This is a genomic window from Streptomyces sp. 71268, assembly GCF_029392895.1.
Taxonomy (GTDB): domain Bacteria; phylum Actinomycetota; class Actinomycetes; order Streptomycetales; family Streptomycetaceae; genus Streptomyces.
The window spans coordinates 4,279,136-4,297,167 of record NZ_CP114200.1 but is presented as its reverse complement, the minus strand read 5'-3'; the positions used below and the strand labels follow the sequence as shown (position 1 = coordinate 4,297,167).

The window sequence follows — 18,032 nt, the reverse complement described above, 5'->3', positions numbered from 1 at the left end:
CCGGTCCGGGTCATCGAGCGGATGTGCCGAGCCCGGCCAACCCGCTGGTCAGCCGCCGGGCCGGCGGGCCGGGGTGGCCCGGGGTCGCCCGGCGCGTGGAAAACTGCGCCGGTGACCGCTGCCTCCGCCCGCCTGCTGCGCCTGGTCGCCCTGTTGGCCGCCCGCCCCTCGTGGACCTGCGGTGAGCTGGCCGAACGCATGGCGGTCACCGACCGCACGGTGCGGCGCGACATCGCCAAGCTGCGGGAACTCGGCTACGCCGTCGAGTCCGACCCCGGCCCCTGGGGCGGTTACCGCCTCCGCCCGGGCACCCGGACACCGCCGCTGGTCCTTGACGACGAGGAGGCCATCGCGGTGGCGGTCGGGCTGCGCGGGGCCGCGCTGGGCGGCTCGCTCGGCGGCGACCAGGCGGCCCTCTCGGCACTGCTCAAGCTCGGTCAGGTGCTGCCGCGCCGGGTGGCGGACCGGCTGGCGGCGATGGACTCCGCCCTCGTGCACATCCCCCGGTCCAACGAACCGCAGATCACGGCCGACATGCTGCGGGAGCTGGCCGCCGCGTGCCACCGGGGCGAACGCGCCCGCCTCGCCTACCGCGACCGGAACGGCAAGGCCACGGTCCGCGAGGTCGATCCGTACCGCCTCGTGCACACCGGTCGCCGCTGGTACTTCGTCGCCCGCGACGTGGCCCGGGACCAGTGGCGGACCTTCCGCGCCGACCGGGTCGACCGCCTGCACCCCAGCGGGCGGCCGGTGGAGCTGACCGACCCGCCCGACCCGGCGCGGCTCGTCTCCCGCTCCATCGCGTGCCGCCCCTACCCGCTCACCGTGACGGTCCGGCTGCCGCTGCCCCTGGACGAGGCGCTGCGGTTGATACCGGCGACCGTCGGCGCGCACCGCCCCGACGGCCCCGACGCCACGGTCGTGGACGTCGGCGGCCCCGACGCGGACGGCCTCGCCCGCTACCTCATCGGCCTGGCCACCCCGCTGCGCGTGCTCTCCCCCGACTCCGTACGACAGGCCCTGGCGCGCCGCGCGCGCGAACTCCTGGCCGACAACGCGGATGAAGTGGGGCCGGGGTAGCGAGAACGAGAGCACGCGGTCGCGCGCGGGCGGCGCCGGCGCGCCCGCGCAGGCCATGCCGGCGCGTGTGCGCGTGTGCGCGTGTGCGCGGAAGCGCCGGCCCGGGCCGGGCCGCGAGCGGGCGGGCCGGCCCGGGCCTCGCCCCGCGCGCCCGGCCCCCTGCCGGCCGGCGCGCGGAACTGGCCCCGCCCTCGCCCTCCGAAGAGGGGTCCCGTCGAGGGCGGGGCCGGTCGGGGGCTGCGCGGGGCCCGGTCAGCCGTCGGCGAGGATCACCGAGCGCGTCAGGTGGCGCGGGTTGTCCGGGTCCAGGCCGCGGCGGTCGGCGATGGCCAGTGCCAGGCGCTGCACCCGTACGAGTTCCGCCAGCGGGTCGAGCCCGCCGGCCACCCACAGCGCCCCGGTCTCCCGCACCTGGGCGGCCAGCCCGTCCGGCGCCGCGCCGAGCATCCAGGTCGCGGTGCCGGTGGTGCTGATGCTGATCGGGCCGTGCCGGTACTCCATCGCCGGGTACGACTCCGTCCAGGCCAGGGCCGCCTCGCGCATCTTGAGCGCGCCCTCGTTGGCCAGCCCGACCGTCCAGCCCTGGCCCAGGAAGGAGAACTGGTTGGCGTCCACGAGGCCGTCCGGCAGCGGCTCGCCCAGCGCGGTCTCCGCGTCCCGCACGGCGGCCTCGGTGTGCAGCCCGAGGCTCGCGCGCAGCAGCGTGAGCGCGCTGGTGGCGAACCGGGTCTGCACGACCGAGCGCTCGTCGGCGAAGTCGAGCACGACGACCCGGTCGGCCGCCGTCATCACCGGCGTGTTCGGGTCCGCGGTGATCGCGAGCGTCCGCCTCCCGCCCCCGCGCACCCGGGCCAGCAGGTCGAGCACCTCGGTGGTGGTGCCGGAGCGGCTCAGCGCGACCACGCGGTCGTAGCGGCGGTTGGGCGGGAACTCGGAGGCGGCGAACGCGTCCGTCTCGCCCTGGCCCGAGCCCTCCCGCAGCGCGGCGTACGCCTGGGCCATGAAGTACGAGGTGCCGCAGCCCACGACGGCCACCCGCGCCCCGCGCTCGGGGAACGCGTCCCGCTGCGCCTCGGCCAGCTCGGCCGCGCGGCTCCAGCACGCGGGCTGGCTGGTCAGTTCCTTCTCGACATGCGTCACGGCTACTCCGAAGCGAGAGGGGATGTTTATTGATGCAGTCTAGGTGACGGTTTCAAGCACATTCAAGCATTCGTCAGCCACTTCCGAGGCCCGTTCTCGCATCGCCCGCTCCGTACGGAACAACGCGCCGCCCCTGGTTCGGCACCGGGCCGAGCGCCGGTCCGCCGACCGCGCCCGTACCGCGCCGACCGGCGCGCGCCCGCGCGAACCGCTCACGGCGCACGGCGCACGCACCACCGAGGCACCGCACCGACCCTACGCAGCCACCCGCACCCCGGCCCGGCCTTCACCGCCACTCCATGTGCCGTGCGCCGGACGGGCGTTGAGCCATCCGAGAGGGGACGGGTGGTGGGCGCTGTCTCCGTGGGGCGGCATCTACTGGACGAGCGCGGGAGGAGGCAGCCGGAGGCTGGTGAAAGGCCGTCAGTTCCGTTGCTGGTGGCGCCCGACGCGCGGCACGGCATGATCACGGCAACACCCGCCGACGATCCACCCGCCGCCGGCCCGGGCCGGGGGGCGACCCCGGCGGCCGTCCAGGCGACCTCCCGGCGGCGGCGTGCCGCGGGAGGCCCGTCGCGCACCGGTATCGTGGCGACCTCCCACCGGATCCACGGGCAGCATGCCGCGCGGCCCGCGCACCGCCTCGGCGGGTGCGTGGGGGTTGCCGGGTGCGGGGCACCGGCCCCGCGCGCCGTCGCCGCGCGTCGCGGCACGCGCCCGACGGACGTCAGATCGCGAGGACCCATGGTGATGTCGCCCAGCCGCTATACGTATCTCGGCCCCGAGGGCACGTTTACCGAGGCCGCGCTGCGTACGCTGCCGGAGGCGGCCACGCGCGAGCTGGTCCCCATGGTGTCCGTGCCGGCCACGCTGGACGCCGTGCGGTCGGGCGAGGCCGCGGCGGCGCTGGTGCCCATCGAGAACTCGGTGGAGGGCGGCGTCACCGCGACCCTGGACGAACTCGCCACCGGCGGGCCGTTGATGATCTACCGCGAGGTGCTGCTGCCCATCGCCTTCGCCCTCCTCGTCCGCCCCGGCGTGAAGCTCTCCGACATCAAGACGGTCACCGGTCACCCCGTGGCCCAGCCGCAGGTGCGCAAGTGGCTCGCCAAGCACCTGCCGCACGCCGTGTGGGAGTCGGCCGCGTCCAACGCGGACGGCGCGCGGCTGGTGCAGGAGGGGCGGTACGACGCGGCGTTCGCGGGCGAGTTCGCGGCAGCGACGTACGGGCTCGAACCGCTGGTCTCCGACATCCACGACGCGCAGAACGCCCAGACCCGGTTCGTCCTGGTCGGCCGCCCGGCCCGGCCCGCGGCGCGCACCGGCGCGGACAAGACCTCGGTCGTGATCTGGCTCGGCGACGACCACCCGGGCGCGCTCCTCGAACTGCTCCAGGAGTACGCGGCCCGCGGCGTGAACATGATGCGGATCGAGTCCCGGCCCACGGGCGAGGGGATCGGTCGGTACTGCTTCTCCGTGGACTGCGAGGGCCACATCACCGACCGCCGGGTCGCCGAGGCGCTGATGGGCCTCAAGCGCATCTGCCCGAAGGTGCGCTTCCTCGGCTCCTACCCCCGGGCCGGCGTGGACCCCTCGGACGTGGGCGAGTTGCGGCACGGCACCTCGGACGCGGACTTCGTGGTGGCGGCCGAGTGGCTGGCCCGCTGCCAGGACGGCCGCGCCTGAGCCCCGAGGGCCCGCCCGGGCGAACGGCCCGGCCCGCGACCCGGCCCACGCCTCGCGGCCCGGCCCACGCCTCGCGGCTCGGCCCACCCCAAGCGACCCGGCCCGCTGCCCACAGCTCACCCGTACGAGGCACGGCAATCCACACAGTTGCAAAGTTATCCACAGGTGGGGGTCGGCCTGTGAATAAGTCGACATGGAGATTCCGGCCTAGCCGACACTTGCCGCAAACCACCCAAAACCCGACAGGCGTAACTTCTCCTTTCACATCGACCCCGCTTTCTTGATCGACGGCATCGCAGCCGCGAAGAAGGGACCCAACTCACTCGATAGAGGGTGTGAGACGGAGATGACGGGGGAATCCATGGCCCAGCAATTCGGGGGCGAAATGTCCGACCTTGAAGTCCACAGATTGTGCACACAGCCTGTGGATAAGTTGTGCGTCACGGCGACCCACCTGTGGACAACCCGGCCCGCCAACTTTCCTTTCCACAGCGGAAATCAGTCAGCCTGGCGCAACTTCGTACCCCCTGCGGGGGAATACGCGCCGTATTCTTGACGGGCTGCGGCCGGTTTTCCGGCGAGCCGCCCCCCACATTTCCGGGCGATCCCCACCCGACATCAACGCCGCAACTCCACCGCTCCCCGCTTTCCGGGGCAAAGTTGGGCAAATTTAGGCAAAGGCGCCCGCAAAGGAATATCGCGTCGAGCCAGCGGAGCACGCACCGGTAACCTGGAGGAGTGATTGACCTTCGCCTGCTCCGTGAGGACCCCGACCGTGTGCGCGCCTCCCAGCGTGCCCGTGGAGAGGACGTCGGCCTCGTCGACGCGCTCCTCTCCGCCGACGAGCGGCGCAGGTCGTCCAGCGTCCGCTTCGACGAACTGCGCTCCGAGCAGAAGCAGCTCGGCAAGCTGATCCCCAAGGCCACCGGCGACGAGAAGGCCGAGCTGCTGCGGAAGGCCGGCGAGCTGTCCGCCTCCGTCAAGGCCGCCGACGCCGCGCAGGACGAGGCCGCCGAGGAGACCCAGCGGCTCCTTCGCCAGCTCGGCAACCTGGTCCACCCCGACGTCCCGGTCGGCGGCGAGGAGGACTTCACCGTCCTGGAGACCGTCGGCGCCCCGCGCGACTTCGCGGCGGAGGGCTTCGAGCCCAGGGACCACCTGGAGATCGGCCAGCTCCTCGGCGCCATCGACACCGAGCGCGGCGCCAAGGTCTCCGGCTCGCGCTTCTACTACCTCACCGGCGTCGGCGCGCTCCTGGAGCTGGCCCTGGTCAACGCGGCCATCGCGCAGGCCACCGCCGCCGGCTTCACCCCGATGCTCACCCCCGCGCTGGTCAAGCCGCGCGCGATGGAGGGCACCGGCTTCCTCGGCCAGGCCGCGGAGAACGTGTACCACCTGGAGAAGGACGACTACTACCTCGTCGGTACGTCCGAGGTGCCGCTCGCCGCGTACCACATGGACGAGATCATCGACGCGGACAAGCTGCCGCTGCGGTACGCGGGCTTCTCGCCCTGCTTCCGGCGCGAGGCCGGCACGTACGGCAAGGACACCCGCGGCATCTTCCGGGTGCACCAGTTCGACAAGGTGGAGATGTTCTCCTACGTCGCGCCGGACGACGCCGAGGCCGAGCACCAGCGGTTGCTCGACTGGGAGAAGCAGTGGCTGACCGGGCTCGAGCTGCCGTTCCAGGTGATCGACGTGGCCACCGGGGACCTCGGCGCCTCGGCCTCGCGCAAGTACGACTGCGAGGCGTGGATCCCTACCCAGGGCAAGTACCGCGAGCTGACCTCCGCGTCGAACTGCGACGAGTTCCAGGCCCGCCGCCTGGCGGTGCGGATGCGCGACGGCAAGCACGTGAAGCCGCTGGCCACGCTGAACGGCACGCTGTGCGCCGTGCCCCGCACCATCGTCGCGATCTTCGAGAACCACCAGCGCCCGGACGGCTCGGTCGCCGTCCCGCCGGTGCTCCGCCCCTACCTCGGTGGGCGCGAGGTGCTCGAGCCGGTCGCCCCGTGAGCGCCGCGCCCGCCCCATCGCTTCCGTACCAGCTCATAGCGACCGACCTCGACGGCACACTGCTGCGCACCGACCACACCATCTCGGAGCGCACCCGCGCGGCACTCAAGCGCGCCACGGCGGCGGGCGCCCTGCACATCGTGGTCACCGGCCGCGCCGTGGGCTGGACCCGGCACATACTGGACGACCTCGGTTACCAGGGCCTCGCCGTGTGCGGCCAGGGCGGGCAGGTCTACGACGCGGGCGAGCACCGGTTGCTGACCTCGGTGACCCTGGACCGCCGGCTCGCCGCCCTCGCGCTCGCCAAGATCGAGTCCGAGGTCGGCCCGCTGTACCTGGCCGCCGGCCGGGACGGCCTGGAGGGTCGGGTGCTGTTCGGGCCCGGTTACCAGGTCGAGGACCGCACCCTGGAGTCCCCCGTCTTCGAGCACGTGGACGAGGTGTGGGAGGCGCCGCTCAACAAGCTCTACCTCCAGCACCCGACGCTGACCGACGACGAGTTGGCCGCCGCCGCGCGTGGCGTGGCCGGCGACCTGGTGGGCGTGGTCATGGCCGGCCCCGGGATGGTCGAGATCCTGCCGCTCGGCCTCACCAAGGCGACCGGGCTCTCGCTGGCCGCGCGCCGGCTCGGGGTCACGGCCGCGGGCACGATTGCCTTCGGCGACATGCCCAACGACGTGCCGATGTTCGGCTGGGCCGGCCACGGCGTGGCCATGGCCAACGCCCACGCCGAGCTGCGGGCCGTCGCCGACGAGGTCACGGCGTCCAACGACGACGACGGCATCGCGGTGGTACTGGAGAAGCTGTTCCCGTAGCGGACGCCCACCGTCCGGCGCGGGTGGTCGGCCGGGCGCGCGGGCGGCAGGACGTACGGACGACCGGGCGGCCCGGCGCGCGCACGGCCGGTGCGGGCGGGCCGGCGAACGCGTCGCGGGCCCGCCCGCACCGGGCGTCGATGCCTAGCCGAACTGCTTGACCGCCTGGTAGTAGGTCCACGCCGTGCCGTCGCAGGCCGTCTTCTGGGCGCCGCTGTACCGGTTGCACACGCGCTTCAGGTCCTCGTGGAAGGCGCTGTCGAGGCGGGGCTTGTTCGCGCTGAACGTGCCCGCCTTCTTGTAGTTGCGGTAGCCGAAGTCGTGGCGCGCGCAGGAGTTCTGGAACGGGAAGCCGAACGGGTTGTCGGGCGAGCTGCTGCAGTAGTCCGTCGACCAGTCGAAGCCGTACGCGGCCCACGCGCCCTGGTTCTGGCGGGCGGAGTACCACGCGTTGTAGCTGGTCGCGCTGGTCTGCGTCCAGCTCGAGAGCACCTGCGGCTTGTCGGCGGGGGCGGCCGAGGCCGGCGAGGCGACCAGGGTGACGGCGCTGACCGCGGCGACCGCGGTGGTGGAGAGGGTGGCGACCATCCGACGCATGAGGGTTCCTCCGTTGAGTACGCCTGGGGCGGGTGAGTGCGGCGCGTGCGTGGGGTGTGCGCGCATGCCGGAGTACGCGGCGAGGTGTGGGGTCGCTGGCGTACGGGTGCGGTATGGGTGCGCGGCATGCGCGGGGTACGGGTCGGGCGCGTGCGTGCGTACGGCGGGTATACGCGCATAGACAGCACGCGTAGACACCGCGCGTAGACCCGCGTGCGAGGAACAGGGTTCCGCAGGTACCTGTCAAACAACAAGAGCCGTGCACGGACGTTCATATGAACAGCGCGCGACCAGTCGGCTCACCCCGGCGCGCGCTAACGTCGCCTGCGCGGCGAGGCCCCCGCGAGCACCGGGCCCGGGCCCTTGATGCGGCGGATCATCGGCGAGGTCTCCAGCAGGCGGATGGCGGGCAGGGCCGCGATCCGCGTGGTGAGGTAGCGGTAGAGGGCCGGGACGTCCGTGCAGCTCACCATGGCGAACAGGTTGTGCTGCCCCGTGCTCGCGAAGCAGCAGGCGATCTCGGGGTGTTCGGCGATCCGCTCCCCGGTCTCGTGCAGCTCGGCCGGCGACACCGACATCCACAGGGCAGCGCGGGTGTCGAGGCCGAACATCCGCATGTCGTAGTCGACGTCGAAGAACAGCACGCCCTGCTGCCGGAGTTCGGCCAGCCGGCGCCGCACCGTCGACTGCGACCAGTTGGTCGCGGCGGCCAGTTCGGCCAGCGGGGCCCGCCCGTCGATCTCCAGGACGCCGAGCAGCCGCTCGTCGGCCTCGCCGAGCACCACCGGAACGCCCGCCCCCGCCGGCCGGCCCGCCACCGTCCCCGCCGTGCCCCCGCCCGGGTTCGTCGGACTCCCGCCCGGGTTCGGCGGGCCGGCGCCCTCCTCCGTACGCAACCGCTCCACCTGCCGCTCCGAGAGCGCGCCCGACTTGTTGACCAGCCCCTGTTGCCCGCCGAAGAACTGGTGCAACAGGCAGTGTGCCGTCACCCCCACCACCTGCGGCGTGCGCGGCAGTTCGCGCAGCAGCAGCTCGTCGCCGTCCTGCCCGCTGCGGCTGCGCACGACCACGGCGACCTCCGTACCGCCGGTCATCAGGCTCACCCAGGACGTGTCCGCGCGGCGGGCCAGCGCCTCGGCGACCGACAGGGCCGCGTCGGGCCGGCACTGCACCCGCAGCGACCACTCGACCTCGCCCAACGCCGTGGTGTCGGTCAGCCCGAGCACCCGCACCAGGCCACGGGTGCGCAGCCGGGTGTAGCGGCGGGCCACGGTCTGGTCCGAGACGCCGAGCACGTCGGCGATCCGGGCGAAGGGGGCGCGCCCGTCGATCTGGAGGGCGTGTACGAGTTGGCGATCCACATCGTCGAACGCATCGGTTTTCACCATTCCACGCTAGCCCGTGTCGGATATCGCCACGCGGCGGGGCGCTGGCTAGGGCCGACCGGCTCCCGGAACGGAGGGTGGGCGCCGGCTCGCACACGAGCCGCACACCACGAACGAGGGAGAGAAAGCCATGGCGAGGGACACGGGCCCGGGGGCCGGGGCGGGTGCCGGCACCGAGGTCGGTGCGCGCGGCAAGTGGTGGCCCCTGGTCGCCATCACGCTGGGCAACTTCATGCTGATCATGGACGTCACGATCGTGAACACCGCGCTGCCCGAGATCGCGCGGGATCTGGACGCCTCCTTCACCTCCCTCCAGTGGGTGATGGACATCTACGCCCTGGCGCTGGCAGCGCTGTTGATGGCGGCGGGCTCGGCGGCCGACCTGTTCGGGCGCCGCCGGCTCTACCTGCTCGGCCTCGCCGTCTTCGCGCTGTCCTCGCTGGCCTGCGGCCTGGCCCCGGACCCGGGCCTGCTGATCGCGGCCCGCGCGCTGCAGGGCGTGGGCGCGGCGGCGATGTTCGCGACCAACACGCCGCTGCTGATGGCGACGTACGCGGGCCGGGACCGCGGCGTGGCCTTCGGCGTGTGGGGCGGTACGAGCGGCGCCGCCGCGGCCGTGGGGCCGGTGCTCGGCGGGGTGCTCACCGAGGGCCTGGACTGGCGGGCGATCTTCCTGGTCAACCTGCCGCTGACGGTCTTCGCCGGCTGGCTCACGCTGCGCACGGTCGGCGAGTCCACCGGCCGCGCGGGGGGCCGCGTGGACGTGGCGGGCGTGCTGCTCTTCACGGGCTTCGCCGGCGCCCTGACGTACGGGCTGATCCGCGGTGGCGAGGAGGGCTGGGGGGACGCGGGGACGGCGCTCTCGCTGGGCGCGGCCGGGCTGGCGCTGGTCGGCTTCGTGCTGGTGGAGCGGCGGTTGCGGCAACCCATGTTCGACCTGGGGCTGCTGCGCAGCCCGGCGTTCGTGGTGCTGATGGTGGCGGCGGTGGTGCTCCAGGCGTCCGCCTTCCCCTACCTCACCTACGTCGCCATGTGGTTGCAGTCGGTGCTCGGTATGAGCCCGATCGAGGCGGGGCTCGCGGTGACGCCGCTCGCGGTGGCGGCCCTGGTCGTCGGCGTGATCGGCGGCAGGCTGCTCAGCCACCTGCCGCCCAGGGTCCCGGTGAGTGGCGGGCTGTTGCTGGTCGGCGCGGGCGCGCTGCTGAACGCCGCGCTCGTGGACGGCGACGCGGGCTGGGCCGCGCTGGCGCCCGGGCTCGCCGTGGCCGGCCTCGGCGTCGGCCTGGCCACGCCGGTGCTGGTGTCGGCGGCGCTCGGCCTGGTGCCGGGCGAGCGGGCGGGGATGGCGAGCGGCGCGGTCAACACCTCGCGCCAGTTCGGATACGCGCTGGGCATCGCGGTGCTCGGCACGGTCTTCGCCGCGCGCGTGCGGTCCGTCTTCACCGACGGCACCGCGGCGGCCGCTGCCGCGCCGGAGACGGCCGCCGGCGCCCCGGACCCCGAGGCGGCGGGCCACGCGGCCGAGGCGATCAGCGGCGGCCACGCCGCCGACGTCGTCGCCGCCGCCCCGCCCGGGCCCGCGCGGCACGCGGTGGAACGGCTGGCCGGTGACGCGTTCGTGGCCGGCATCGACCGGGTGTGCCTGATCTCGGGCGTCGTCGCGGTGGCCGCCGCGCTGCTGGTCTTCGCGGTCGTACGCGACGAGCGCGGCCAGGGCGACCGAGGCAGTGCTGGCGGCCAGGGTGGTCAGGCCGATGAGGGCGGCCAGGGTGGTCAGCGCGACGGCACCCGTTCGGCCTCCGGCGCCACGGGAGCCGGGGAGACCCGGGGCGCCGGGGGCGTGGTCGGGGCGGCCGGGACGGGTGGAGTGGCGTCGGCCGGCGCCTGATCGGTAGTGGTCCGCTGGAGACCCGGTGTGGTCCCGCTGGAGGGTCGCTGGCGCCCGGTAGGGGACGGACGGGCGGCGGAAGTTCGCGTCCGGAACGGGCCGCCCGTCCGCCCGTGGCCCGGCGCGCGCCGAACTGGGGGCGAGCGGGACGCCTCCCGCCCCCGGCACGGCGCGCGCCGGCTATCCGGAACTCCCTGGGACAAAACGCCTTTTGTTGCGCCCCCCGGAGCGGGCTGCGCAACAACGGGACGCCTCCCAAGACTGCTGCTCGGTGCGACGGCCACCGCAGGGCCTGGGCCGATGCCACGGCCCGGCGGTCAGCCCCGTACCGAACCGTGAGTTGGACAGGCGGCGCGCGCCGCACGGCCGCTCGCGGGACGAGGGCGACACATCAGATCGCCCCGCCCGCACGGCCGTTGTGGCGCCGCCCCTCACTGGGAGGAACTCCGAACCATGAACGTACGCAAACGGCTCGTGTTGTTCACGGCGGCGGCCACCGTCTCGGGCGGCCTCGTCGCCGCCCCCTCGGCCACCGCGGCCTTCGCCGAACAGCACAGCGAGACCAGCGCGACCGTGCTCAAGGCGCCGAAGGACTGTCCCAAGGGCTACCTGTGCGTCTACCCGAAGTACAACTTCAAGGGCAAGGTCAAGAAGGTCCAGGACAAGAACCGCGACCTGCGCAAGTACGGCGGCGCCTTCAAGGCGCCGAAGTCGGCCTACAACAACGGCAAGAAGTGCAAGCAGGCGGTCGTGTACGCCAAGCCGCACTTCAAGCCGAAGGGGTACAAGCTGAACAAGGGCACCGGCTGGAAGAAGATCGGCAGCAACCTGCCGACCATCTACTCCAACAGCTGGGCCGGCTGCTGACCTGAGTCCTCCCCTCGCGGTGGCCCCGCCCGCGCCCTCGGCGGCGAGCGGGGCCACCGACCGCGCCCGTGGCGCGGGGCGGGCGGGCGGGCCGAGCGGGCCCCAGGTGGGCGAGCGGGCCGGTGGGCCGAGCGGGCCCCGGACGAGCGGGCCGGGCGGGCCCCGGGCAGGCCAGGCGGGCGGGCCCCGAGCGAGCTCCGGGCGGGTCAGGCCGGCGGGCCGGGCGGGCTGAGTAGCGGTACTCATCCGGTTCCCCGCCCGCCGCTGCGAGGGTGGGCCCATGCCGTACCTCGCGCACCCCGCCTCCCTGGCCCACCCCCCGGGCCCCGCGCCCTCTCCGTACTCCGCGCCCGCGCCGGAGATGGCGCTCAGCGACGCGGGCGCCATCGCCGTGGGCGTCCCGCTGTGGCTCGCCGCGATCGGCTGCGTCGGTTACGTGTTCTGGTGGGCTCTGAAGGGCGTACTCGCCTTCGTCTTCGTGGCGTTGGCCGGCGTGTTCGGCGTCAGCCTGGACCCGGAGCGCCTGGGGGCGAACCCGCTTCGGCCAGCCGTACCCGCGCTGGTCGTACCGGTCAGCGTGGCGCTGTGCGGTCTCGCGTACGGCGTACCGGCGATGCGGACGGCGCCCGGCAGCCACCAGTTCGCCGTGCTCGGCGCCCTCGCCCTGCTCGCCCCGCTGGCCACGGCGCTGCGCGTGTCCCGCCGACCGTCGGCGGCTGACGGTTGAGACCCGCCGCGGGCAGCAGGCCATGGCTCACGGCCCATGGGTCACGCCCTACGGCTCACGGCTCACGCGGAGTCGGCCGGGCTCCGCTCACCGCCCGTGCCGACCGCGTCAGTCGAGCCGGCCGCGTCGATGAGCAGCCTGGCGGCCACCGTCGCCCCGTCGGTGCGGATCGTGCCGGCCACGGCGCTCGCCCGGGCGCGGGTGCCGGGGGCCAGGGCCGTGGTGAGCGCGGCGGACAGCGAGTCGAGGGTCGGCGTCCGGCCCTCGTGCGCCACCCCGATGCCCAGCTCGGCCACGCGGGCGGCCCAGTACGGCTGGTCCGCGATCTGCGGGACCACGAGCTGGGGCGCGCCGGCCAGCGCGGCCGTCGTCGTGGTGCCGGCGCCGCCGTGGTGCACGACGGCGGCCACCCGGCGGAACAGCGCCTGCTGGTTGACCTCGCCGACGACGTGGCAGTCGGCGCCGTCGTCGATCGGGGCCAGGTCGGCCCAGCCACGGGCGAGGACGACGCGGCGGCCCCGCGCGCGGCACGCCTGGATGGCCACCCGGGCGACGTCGCGCGGGGCGTAGCTGGCCATGCTGCCGAAGCCCACGTACACCGGCGGTTCGCCGGCGCCCAGGAACGTCTCCAACTCGGCCGGCAGCGGGCGCTCGTCTGGCAGCAGCCACGCCCCGGTCCGCACGACGTCCAGGTCGGTCAGGTCCCGCGACGGGCACAGTGTCGCGTCCGCGGCCAGCCACGGCCGGTCGGTGAGGACGTGGTCGCGGACGTTGTCCACCGGCGGCAGGCCGATCGCCGCCCGGTGCGTGTTGAGCGCCTGGCCGTACAGCGCGTTCACCCGCTCGGCGTCCTCCTTCCACAGCACCCGGTTGTCGGTCTCGTCCCGCGCCGACGGTGTGCCCGGCCGCGCCCCGGGCCGGGCGTGCCGCGACGGCAGGCCCAGGGTGTGGAAGCAGGCGAGTACGTAAGGGATGCCCAGCTTCTCCGCCACGTCCCGGGCGCCGGCCGGCATCAGCCCGGTGGCGAGCAGCGCGTCGCAGTCCTGGGCCGCTGCCGTGAGCGTTTCGAACCGCGCGGCGACCAACCGGGGAGCGAGCCGGAAGGCGTCCTCGGTCGTCGGGGGTTTAGGGCCGGCGACCACCGAACGCACCGTCGGCCCGAGCGGCACCAGCGGCACGCCGACCCGTGCCAGCAACGTCGCGAACTCCTCGTCCGGCGGCGCGCACACCCGTGCCTCCACACCGAGTTCGCGCAACGCCACCGCCAACCCCGCCAGCGGCTCGACATCGCCGCGCGATCCCCACGTCGTCAACAGCACTCGCACTTCGGGACTCCTGTTTTCGCAGGTCAGACTCTCGGCCGCCGATTGTGCGGTACACCCGGGGCCTTGCCGCAAGCCCCCCGGCGCGCTATACGTTGAGAGTGGCAAGGAGGCGGAACTCCTTGCCTTCGCTTTTTTGCGCGACATCGCCGGAACCTCCCGAGCCGCCGCACGGCCTTCCGTGCCGGACGGTCAGCCTCGAACGGCTCCCACCTTCACAGAGTTACGCAACCCTGTTGAAAAAAGGCGCGTGACGAAACCTTGTTCCCCCTGTGTTGGTTGCGCGAAAGTTCGGGGCGCGGCGACCGGTCCCCACCCGCGCCGCCAGCCGAGCGTCCCTCCCGAGCCCCGCACTTCCGCGGGGCGTCACCCCCCTGCCTGGGCCGTTCGCGCTGCAACCGGAAGGAAAGAGCGTGAGAGGTTCCCGCACGTACGTCCTCGCCGCCGCCGTCGGCGCCCTGTTGTCCGTCACCGTGGTCTCCGGCGCACAGGCCAAGGACGACTCCGCCCCCATGACGCCCCGGTACCAGCCGGAGATGGTCAAGGCGCTGGCCACCACGCTCGGCGTGAGCGAGGACGCCGCGATCGAGCGGCTCGACTCGCAGGCCGAGCAGCAGAACACCCTCGCCAGCCTCGGCAAGAAGCGGATCGCCACCCAGGGCGCGTTCTTCGACAAGGCGGGCACGCTGGTCGTGAACGCGCCGGACGCCAGGACCGCCGACCGGATCGAGGACGCGGGCCTGACGGCGCGTGTCCCGGCGCGCGGCGAGTCCGCGCTCAACGCCGTCAAGGCCAAGCTCGACGCCCAGGCCGCGCGGCAGACCCCGTCCGGCATCGCCGCCTGGTCCGTCGACCTCCAGTCCGACAGCGTTGTCGTCGAGGTGGCCAGCGACAAGAGCGCCGGTGCCCGCGCGTTCCTGAAGCAGGCCAGGTCGCTCGGCAAGGCCGTCCGCGTGGTCGAGGGCAAGCAGCAGCTCGCCCCGCAGGCCCTCGTCTACCCGGGCAGCCGGATGACGTTCAACGGCTACCTGTGCTCGGTCGGCTACGGCGCCAAGGACAGCTCGGGCCGCCAGTACCTGGTGACCGCGGGCCACTGCATCGAGGACCTGCCCGACCTGTACTACGACAACCAGCACTTCGCGAAGGGCGAGCGGACCCGGTTCGCGGTCGGCACCAACAGCGTCGACATGGGCATCGCCCGGGTCGACTCCGACGACCAGATCGCCACCAAGGTCGGCACCTGGGGCAGCGCCGGGACCGTCGCGGTCAAGGGCAGCAAGCGCGCCGCGCCCGGCGCCGCGCTGTGCAAGTCCGGCCAGACCACGCAGTGGACCTGCGGCGCGGTCAAGTCGTACAACGTCACCGTCACCTACGTCGACCAGAACGGCGGCCCCGACACGGTCGTGCGCGGTCTGGGCAGCTCCTCGGTGTGCACCCAGGGCGGCGACAGCGGTGGCGCGTACATATCGGGCAACCAGGCCCAGGGCATGACCTCCGGCGGCCCGACCAACCAGAAGTGCAACGGCAGCGTCAACTCGCCCGGTTCGTCCTACTTCCAGCCCCTCGACGACGCCCTGTCGTACTACGGGCTGAGCCTCAACCTCGGCTAGGTCACACTCACCTCACGGGACACGGGGGCCGCTCGCCGGATACGGTGAGCGGCCCCCGCACTGTTTGGCATCGGTATCGCGAGGTCACCCGCGCCGTCACCACGCATCCACCCCCCGACCCCCACCCAGCATCCCGTGCCACACCGGCACCACCGCGCACCACGTCGGTGCCCCTGGTACCCCCGTACCCCGGCACCACCGCGCACCGCTCCGTACCGACGCGCGCCACGCCCTCGCGAGACCGTGCGACCCCCCGGAGACGTCATGGACAAGATGACCCACGGCGACCCGGCCGGCGGCCCGGGCCACAGAGCCCCGGCGCCGACCGCCTCACCGGCCCGTACCGCCAGGCCCACCCGCCCCCGTCCCCGCCCGAAGAACTCCGTACCGACCGGCCCCGTACGGAACAGCTCCATACCGACCGGGCCCCTACCGAACAGCGCCACCCCGAACGGCACCGCGCCGAGCCGCGCCACACCGGGCGCCAACGCCGCACGCGGCAGCGCACCGGGCGGCGGCACATCGGGCGGCAGTACATCGGGGGGCGACGCCGCGGGCGGACGTGCACCGGACGGCGACGCTGCGGGCGGCGCGTCGCTCGGGGCGGTCACCCTCACCAAGCCACGGGTGATCGCCGCGGCCGGGGCCCCACCCAGACCCCTGGTACGGGCCAACGCGACGTCGCTGGCCGAGCCCGAGGACGCCGCCCCCGCCACCGCCGCCCCCCTCACCACACACGTCACCTCCGCGACCTCCTTCGCCGCCGTCTTCCGCGAGGCCCTGCGCCAACGCGGCCTCCCGCTGGAACGGGTCAGGGAACGGCTTGAGGCCCGCGGCATACGGATCAGCCTGGCCACCCTCAGCTACTGGCAGCGCGGCCGGAGTCAGCCGGAGCGGGCCCAGTCGCTGCGCGCCGTGGACGCGCTGGAGGACATCCTCACGCTGCCCACCGGTGCCCTGCGCTCGCTGCTCGGCCCACACCGACCGCGCGGGCGAGCGGTCTGCGAGCTCCAGGACCTCAGCGCGTCACAACGCGTCTTCGGCGAGAACTCCACCGTCGAACAGGCCCTGGGCGCCGCGTTCGCGCACTTCAACGAGGACCTGTGCTCCGTCGTCATCCGCGAGACGCTGCGCCTGGACGAGCGGCGCTGCATCCGCAGCACCTCCGTGCACCAGGTGCTGCGCGCGACCCGCGACGGGGCCAGCCGGTTGACGGTCGTGCACTGCATCGACGACACCGCCGCCGAGTCGATCGACGTCGTCGTACGCTGCGGCAAGCCGGGCTCCGTGCGCTTCCTGCCCGAGCTGCGCTGCATCATCATCGAGGTGCTGCTCGGCCGCGAGTTGGCGCGCAACGAGACCGCGGTGATCGACTACGAGGTGCTCCTCGGCCCGAGCAACGTGCCCTCCACCCATCACGAGCGGCGCACCCGGGTCCACCTGCGCGAGTACCTGCTGCACGTCTACTTCCACCCCGACGCCCTGCCGGCGGGGTGCCACCGCTACTACCGCGAGCGGATAGGAGCCGAGAAGCGCAACAGCCGCCGCCTCGCGCTCGACGTCTCCCACTCGGCCCACATGCTCCCGATCCGCTGCCCGGCCGGCGTGCACGGCATGTCCTGGGAGTGGCCCACGGACTGACCACTGGCCTGACCGGCGAACCGGCTCGAGGCCGGGGCGGACGGGTCGGCACCCGCCCGGCACCACGCCGCGCTTCCGGACGCGCGGCGCCGTGACGGGCGGGTTGCCGCCCGGGGCTCCGTTGCGCCGACTTCGCCCTGACCACGAGGATCTGCGCCGGCCACCTCCAAGTCAATCCACGGGTTTCCTTGCAACTCCCCAAGCTATGGCTTGGCTCGCCGCGCTCGTCTAGCGTGACCCGATGACCCTCGACGATCTCCGCGCGTTCCTCGCGGTCTGCGAGGCCGGCAGCCTCAGTGCCGTGGCCCGCGACCTGTCCTGCACCCAGTCGGCCGTCAGCCAACGCGTGCGCCGCCTGGAGCGCGAACTCGGACTGCCGCTGCTGGAGCGCCAACCGCGCGGGGTCGCCCCCACCCCCGCCGGCCGACTGCTGCGGCATGCCGCGCACGACGGTATCGGCGCGCTCGACCTGGCCGTACGGCAGTTGCGCGAGATACGCGACGGCGCGGCCGGCACCGTACGCATCACCACCGGCGCCATCTCCGTACGGCACTTCATGTCGCAGGCCGTCGTCTCCTTCCGGACCCGACACCCGCAGGTGGGCCTGGAGTTCCAGACCTCCAACTCGGGCCGCGGCTGCCTCGACGCACTGGCCGCCGACACCGCCGACCTGGCCTGGATCACCATCGGCCCGCCCGTACGCGGCGTCCAACAGCGCCCGGTGGTCAGCCTCCCGTGGGTACTCGCCGTACGCGCCGACGACCCGCTGGCCACCCGCGCGACCGTCGGCCCCGACGACCTCGCCGACATCCGACACATCCGCCTCCCGGAGAACTCCACCTCGCGCCGCTCCCTGGACGGCCATTTCGCCCAGCAGGGCACCGAACCGGACGCCAGCACCAGCGTCGCTGACTGGGACACCGCCATGCTGCTGGCCGAACTGGGCCTCGGACACGCCATCGTGCCCGCCCTCCCGGGCTGGCGCGCCGCCGAACACCCCGGGCTGCGCCTCATCCCCATTCCGTCCCTCCCCCCGCTCGCCACCGGTTGGGCGGTCCGCCGCTGGGAGACCCTCAGCCCGGCCGCCCTGGCCTTCGCCGACGCGGTGGCGACCAGCCTGACCCCACCCCCTCCGGCCACGCCCGCCCCGTCCCCCGGCGCCACCGGGGCACCGCCCGCCCCCGACCCGCTCATCCACGCGCCGGCCTGACCCCCGCGCGGAGGCTCGCTCACGACGGCGATCCGCACCCTGCGCTGG

Annotated in this window: 14 protein-coding genes; 10 read left to right on the top strand and 4 right to left on the bottom strand. The window is 73.8% G+C overall.

The features are described from left to right. Nucleotides 1–111: 111 nt before the first annotated feature. The gene (locus OYE22_RS16560; RefSeq protein ID WP_277321130.1) at nucleotides 112–1,080 is read left to right on the top strand and encodes a YafY family protein; all 969 of its coding nucleotides are present in this window, start codon (nucleotides 112–114) and stop codon (nucleotides 1,078–1,080) included. Between the two features lie 252 nt (nucleotides 1,081–1,332). Here the strand turns inward: OYE22_RS16560 and OYE22_RS16555 are convergent, their stop codons facing one another. Then, nucleotides 1,333–2,220: an SIS domain-containing protein gene (locus tag OYE22_RS16555; protein ID WP_277321129.1), complete on the bottom strand. Its 888-nt coding sequence runs from the start codon at nucleotides 2,218–2,220 to the stop codon at nucleotides 1,333–1,335. A 750-nt stretch (nucleotides 2,221–2,970) separates the two neighbouring features. Between OYE22_RS16555 and pheA the strand changes: the two genes are divergently transcribed. From pheA to OYE22_RS16540, 3 genes are all read left to right on the top strand, one after another. After that, complete coding sequence (gene pheA / locus OYE22_RS16550; RefSeq protein ID WP_277324170.1) at nucleotides 2,971–3,906, top strand: prephenate dehydratase; 936 nt, start codon at nucleotides 2,971–2,973, stop codon at nucleotides 3,904–3,906. A 738-nt stretch (nucleotides 3,907–4,644) separates the two neighbouring features. Further along, nucleotides 4,645–5,922, top strand: a complete 1,278-nt coding sequence (serS, locus tag OYE22_RS16545) for a serine--tRNA ligase (RefSeq protein ID WP_277321128.1) — start codon at nucleotides 4,645–4,647, stop codon at nucleotides 5,920–5,922. Further along, a complete protein-coding gene (locus OYE22_RS16540) occupies nucleotides 5,919–6,737 on the top strand; it encodes an HAD family hydrolase (protein WP_277321127.1) in 819 nt (272 codons plus the stop codon). The genes serS and OYE22_RS16540 overlap by 4 nt, the downstream gene beginning before the upstream one ends. A gap of 144 nt (nucleotides 6,738–6,881) precedes the next feature. Here the strand turns inward: OYE22_RS16540 and OYE22_RS16535 are convergent, their stop codons facing one another. After that, nucleotides 6,882–7,334 carry a phospholipase gene (locus OYE22_RS16535; RefSeq protein WP_277321126.1) on the bottom strand — a complete coding sequence of 151 codons (453 nt, stop codon included), beginning with the start codon at nucleotides 7,332–7,334 and terminating at the stop codon, nucleotides 6,882–6,884. Between the two features lie 314 nt (nucleotides 7,335–7,648). After that, entirely contained in the window at nucleotides 7,649–8,719 is a 1,071-nt protein-coding gene (locus tag OYE22_RS16530; protein WP_277321125.1) for an Lrp/AsnC family transcriptional regulator, read from the bottom strand. A gap of 130 nt (nucleotides 8,720–8,849) precedes the next feature. Between OYE22_RS16530 and OYE22_RS16525 the strand changes: the two genes are divergently transcribed. The 3 genes from OYE22_RS16525 to OYE22_RS16515 all read left to right on the top strand — a co-directional run bounded on the left by OYE22_RS16525 (nucleotide 8,850) and on the right by OYE22_RS16515 (nucleotide 12,201). Continuing rightward, nucleotides 8,850–10,607 (top strand): MFS transporter, encoded by a 1,758-nt coding sequence (locus tag OYE22_RS16525; protein ID WP_277321124.1) that lies wholly within the window; start codon nucleotides 8,850–8,852, stop codon nucleotides 10,605–10,607. A gap of 453 nt (nucleotides 10,608–11,060) precedes the next feature. After that, the gene (locus OYE22_RS16520; protein ID WP_277321123.1) at nucleotides 11,061–11,474 is read left to right on the top strand and encodes a peptidase inhibitor family I36 protein; all 414 of its coding nucleotides are present in this window, start codon (nucleotides 11,061–11,063) and stop codon (nucleotides 11,472–11,474) included. A gap of 280 nt (nucleotides 11,475–11,754) precedes the next feature. Beyond that, a complete protein-coding gene (locus tag OYE22_RS16515; protein WP_277321122.1) occupies nucleotides 11,755–12,201 on the top strand; it encodes a hypothetical protein in 447 nt (148 codons plus the stop codon). Nucleotides 12,202–12,263: 62 nt separating this feature from the next. On the opposite strand, the gene OYE22_RS16510 is transcribed toward OYE22_RS16515, so the two are convergent. Then, nucleotides 12,264–13,526 carry a glycosyltransferase gene (locus OYE22_RS16510; protein ID WP_277321121.1) on the bottom strand — a complete coding sequence of 421 codons (1,263 nt, stop codon included), beginning with the start codon at nucleotides 13,524–13,526 and terminating at the stop codon, nucleotides 12,264–12,266. A gap of 410 nt (nucleotides 13,527–13,936) precedes the next feature. Here OYE22_RS16510 and OYE22_RS16505 point away from each other — a divergent pair, with 410 nt between their 5' ends. The 3 genes from OYE22_RS16505 (at nucleotide 13,937) to OYE22_RS16495 (ending at nucleotide 17,984) form a co-directional block, all read left to right on the top strand. Next, nucleotides 13,937–15,133 carry a S1 family peptidase gene (locus tag OYE22_RS16505; protein WP_277321120.1) on the top strand — a complete coding sequence of 399 codons (1,197 nt, stop codon included), beginning with the start codon at nucleotides 13,937–13,939 and terminating at the stop codon, nucleotides 15,131–15,133. Nucleotides 15,134–15,397: 264 nt separating this feature from the next. After that, nucleotides 15,398–16,774 carry an XRE family transcriptional regulator gene (locus tag OYE22_RS16500; RefSeq protein ID WP_277321119.1) on the top strand — a complete coding sequence of 459 codons (1,377 nt, stop codon included), beginning with the start codon at nucleotides 15,398–15,400 and terminating at the stop codon, nucleotides 16,772–16,774. A gap of 241 nt (nucleotides 16,775–17,015) precedes the next feature. Then, on the top strand, nucleotides 17,016–17,984 hold the full coding sequence (locus OYE22_RS16495) for a LysR family transcriptional regulator (protein WP_277321118.1): 969 nt from the start codon (nucleotides 17,016–17,018) through the stop codon (nucleotides 17,982–17,984). Nucleotides 17,985–18,032: the final 48 nt, after the last annotated feature.

Coding starts and splice junctions, on each gene's coding strand:
- pheA (WP_277324170.1), top strand. CDS start 2,971: ATGTCGCCCAGCCGCTATACGTATCTCGGCCCCGAGGGCACGTTTACC.
- OYE22_RS16535 (WP_277321126.1), bottom strand. CDS start 7,334: ATGCGTCGGATGGTCGCCACCCTCTCCACCACCGCGGTCGCCGCGGTC.
- OYE22_RS16525 (WP_277321124.1), top strand. CDS start 8,850: ATGGCGAGGGACACGGGCCCGGGGGCCGGGGCGGGTGCCGGCACCGAG.
- OYE22_RS16520 (WP_277321123.1), top strand. CDS start 11,061: ATGAACGTACGCAAACGGCTCGTGTTGTTCACGGCGGCGGCCACCGTC.
- OYE22_RS16515 (WP_277321122.1), top strand. CDS start 11,755: ATGCCGTACCTCGCGCACCCCGCCTCCCTGGCCCACCCCCCGGGCCCC.
- OYE22_RS16500 (WP_277321119.1), top strand. CDS start 15,398: ATGGACAAGATGACCCACGGCGACCCGGCCGGCGGCCCGGGCCACAGA.
- OYE22_RS16495 (WP_277321118.1), top strand. CDS start 17,016: ATGACCCTCGACGATCTCCGCGCGTTCCTCGCGGTCTGCGAGGCCGGC.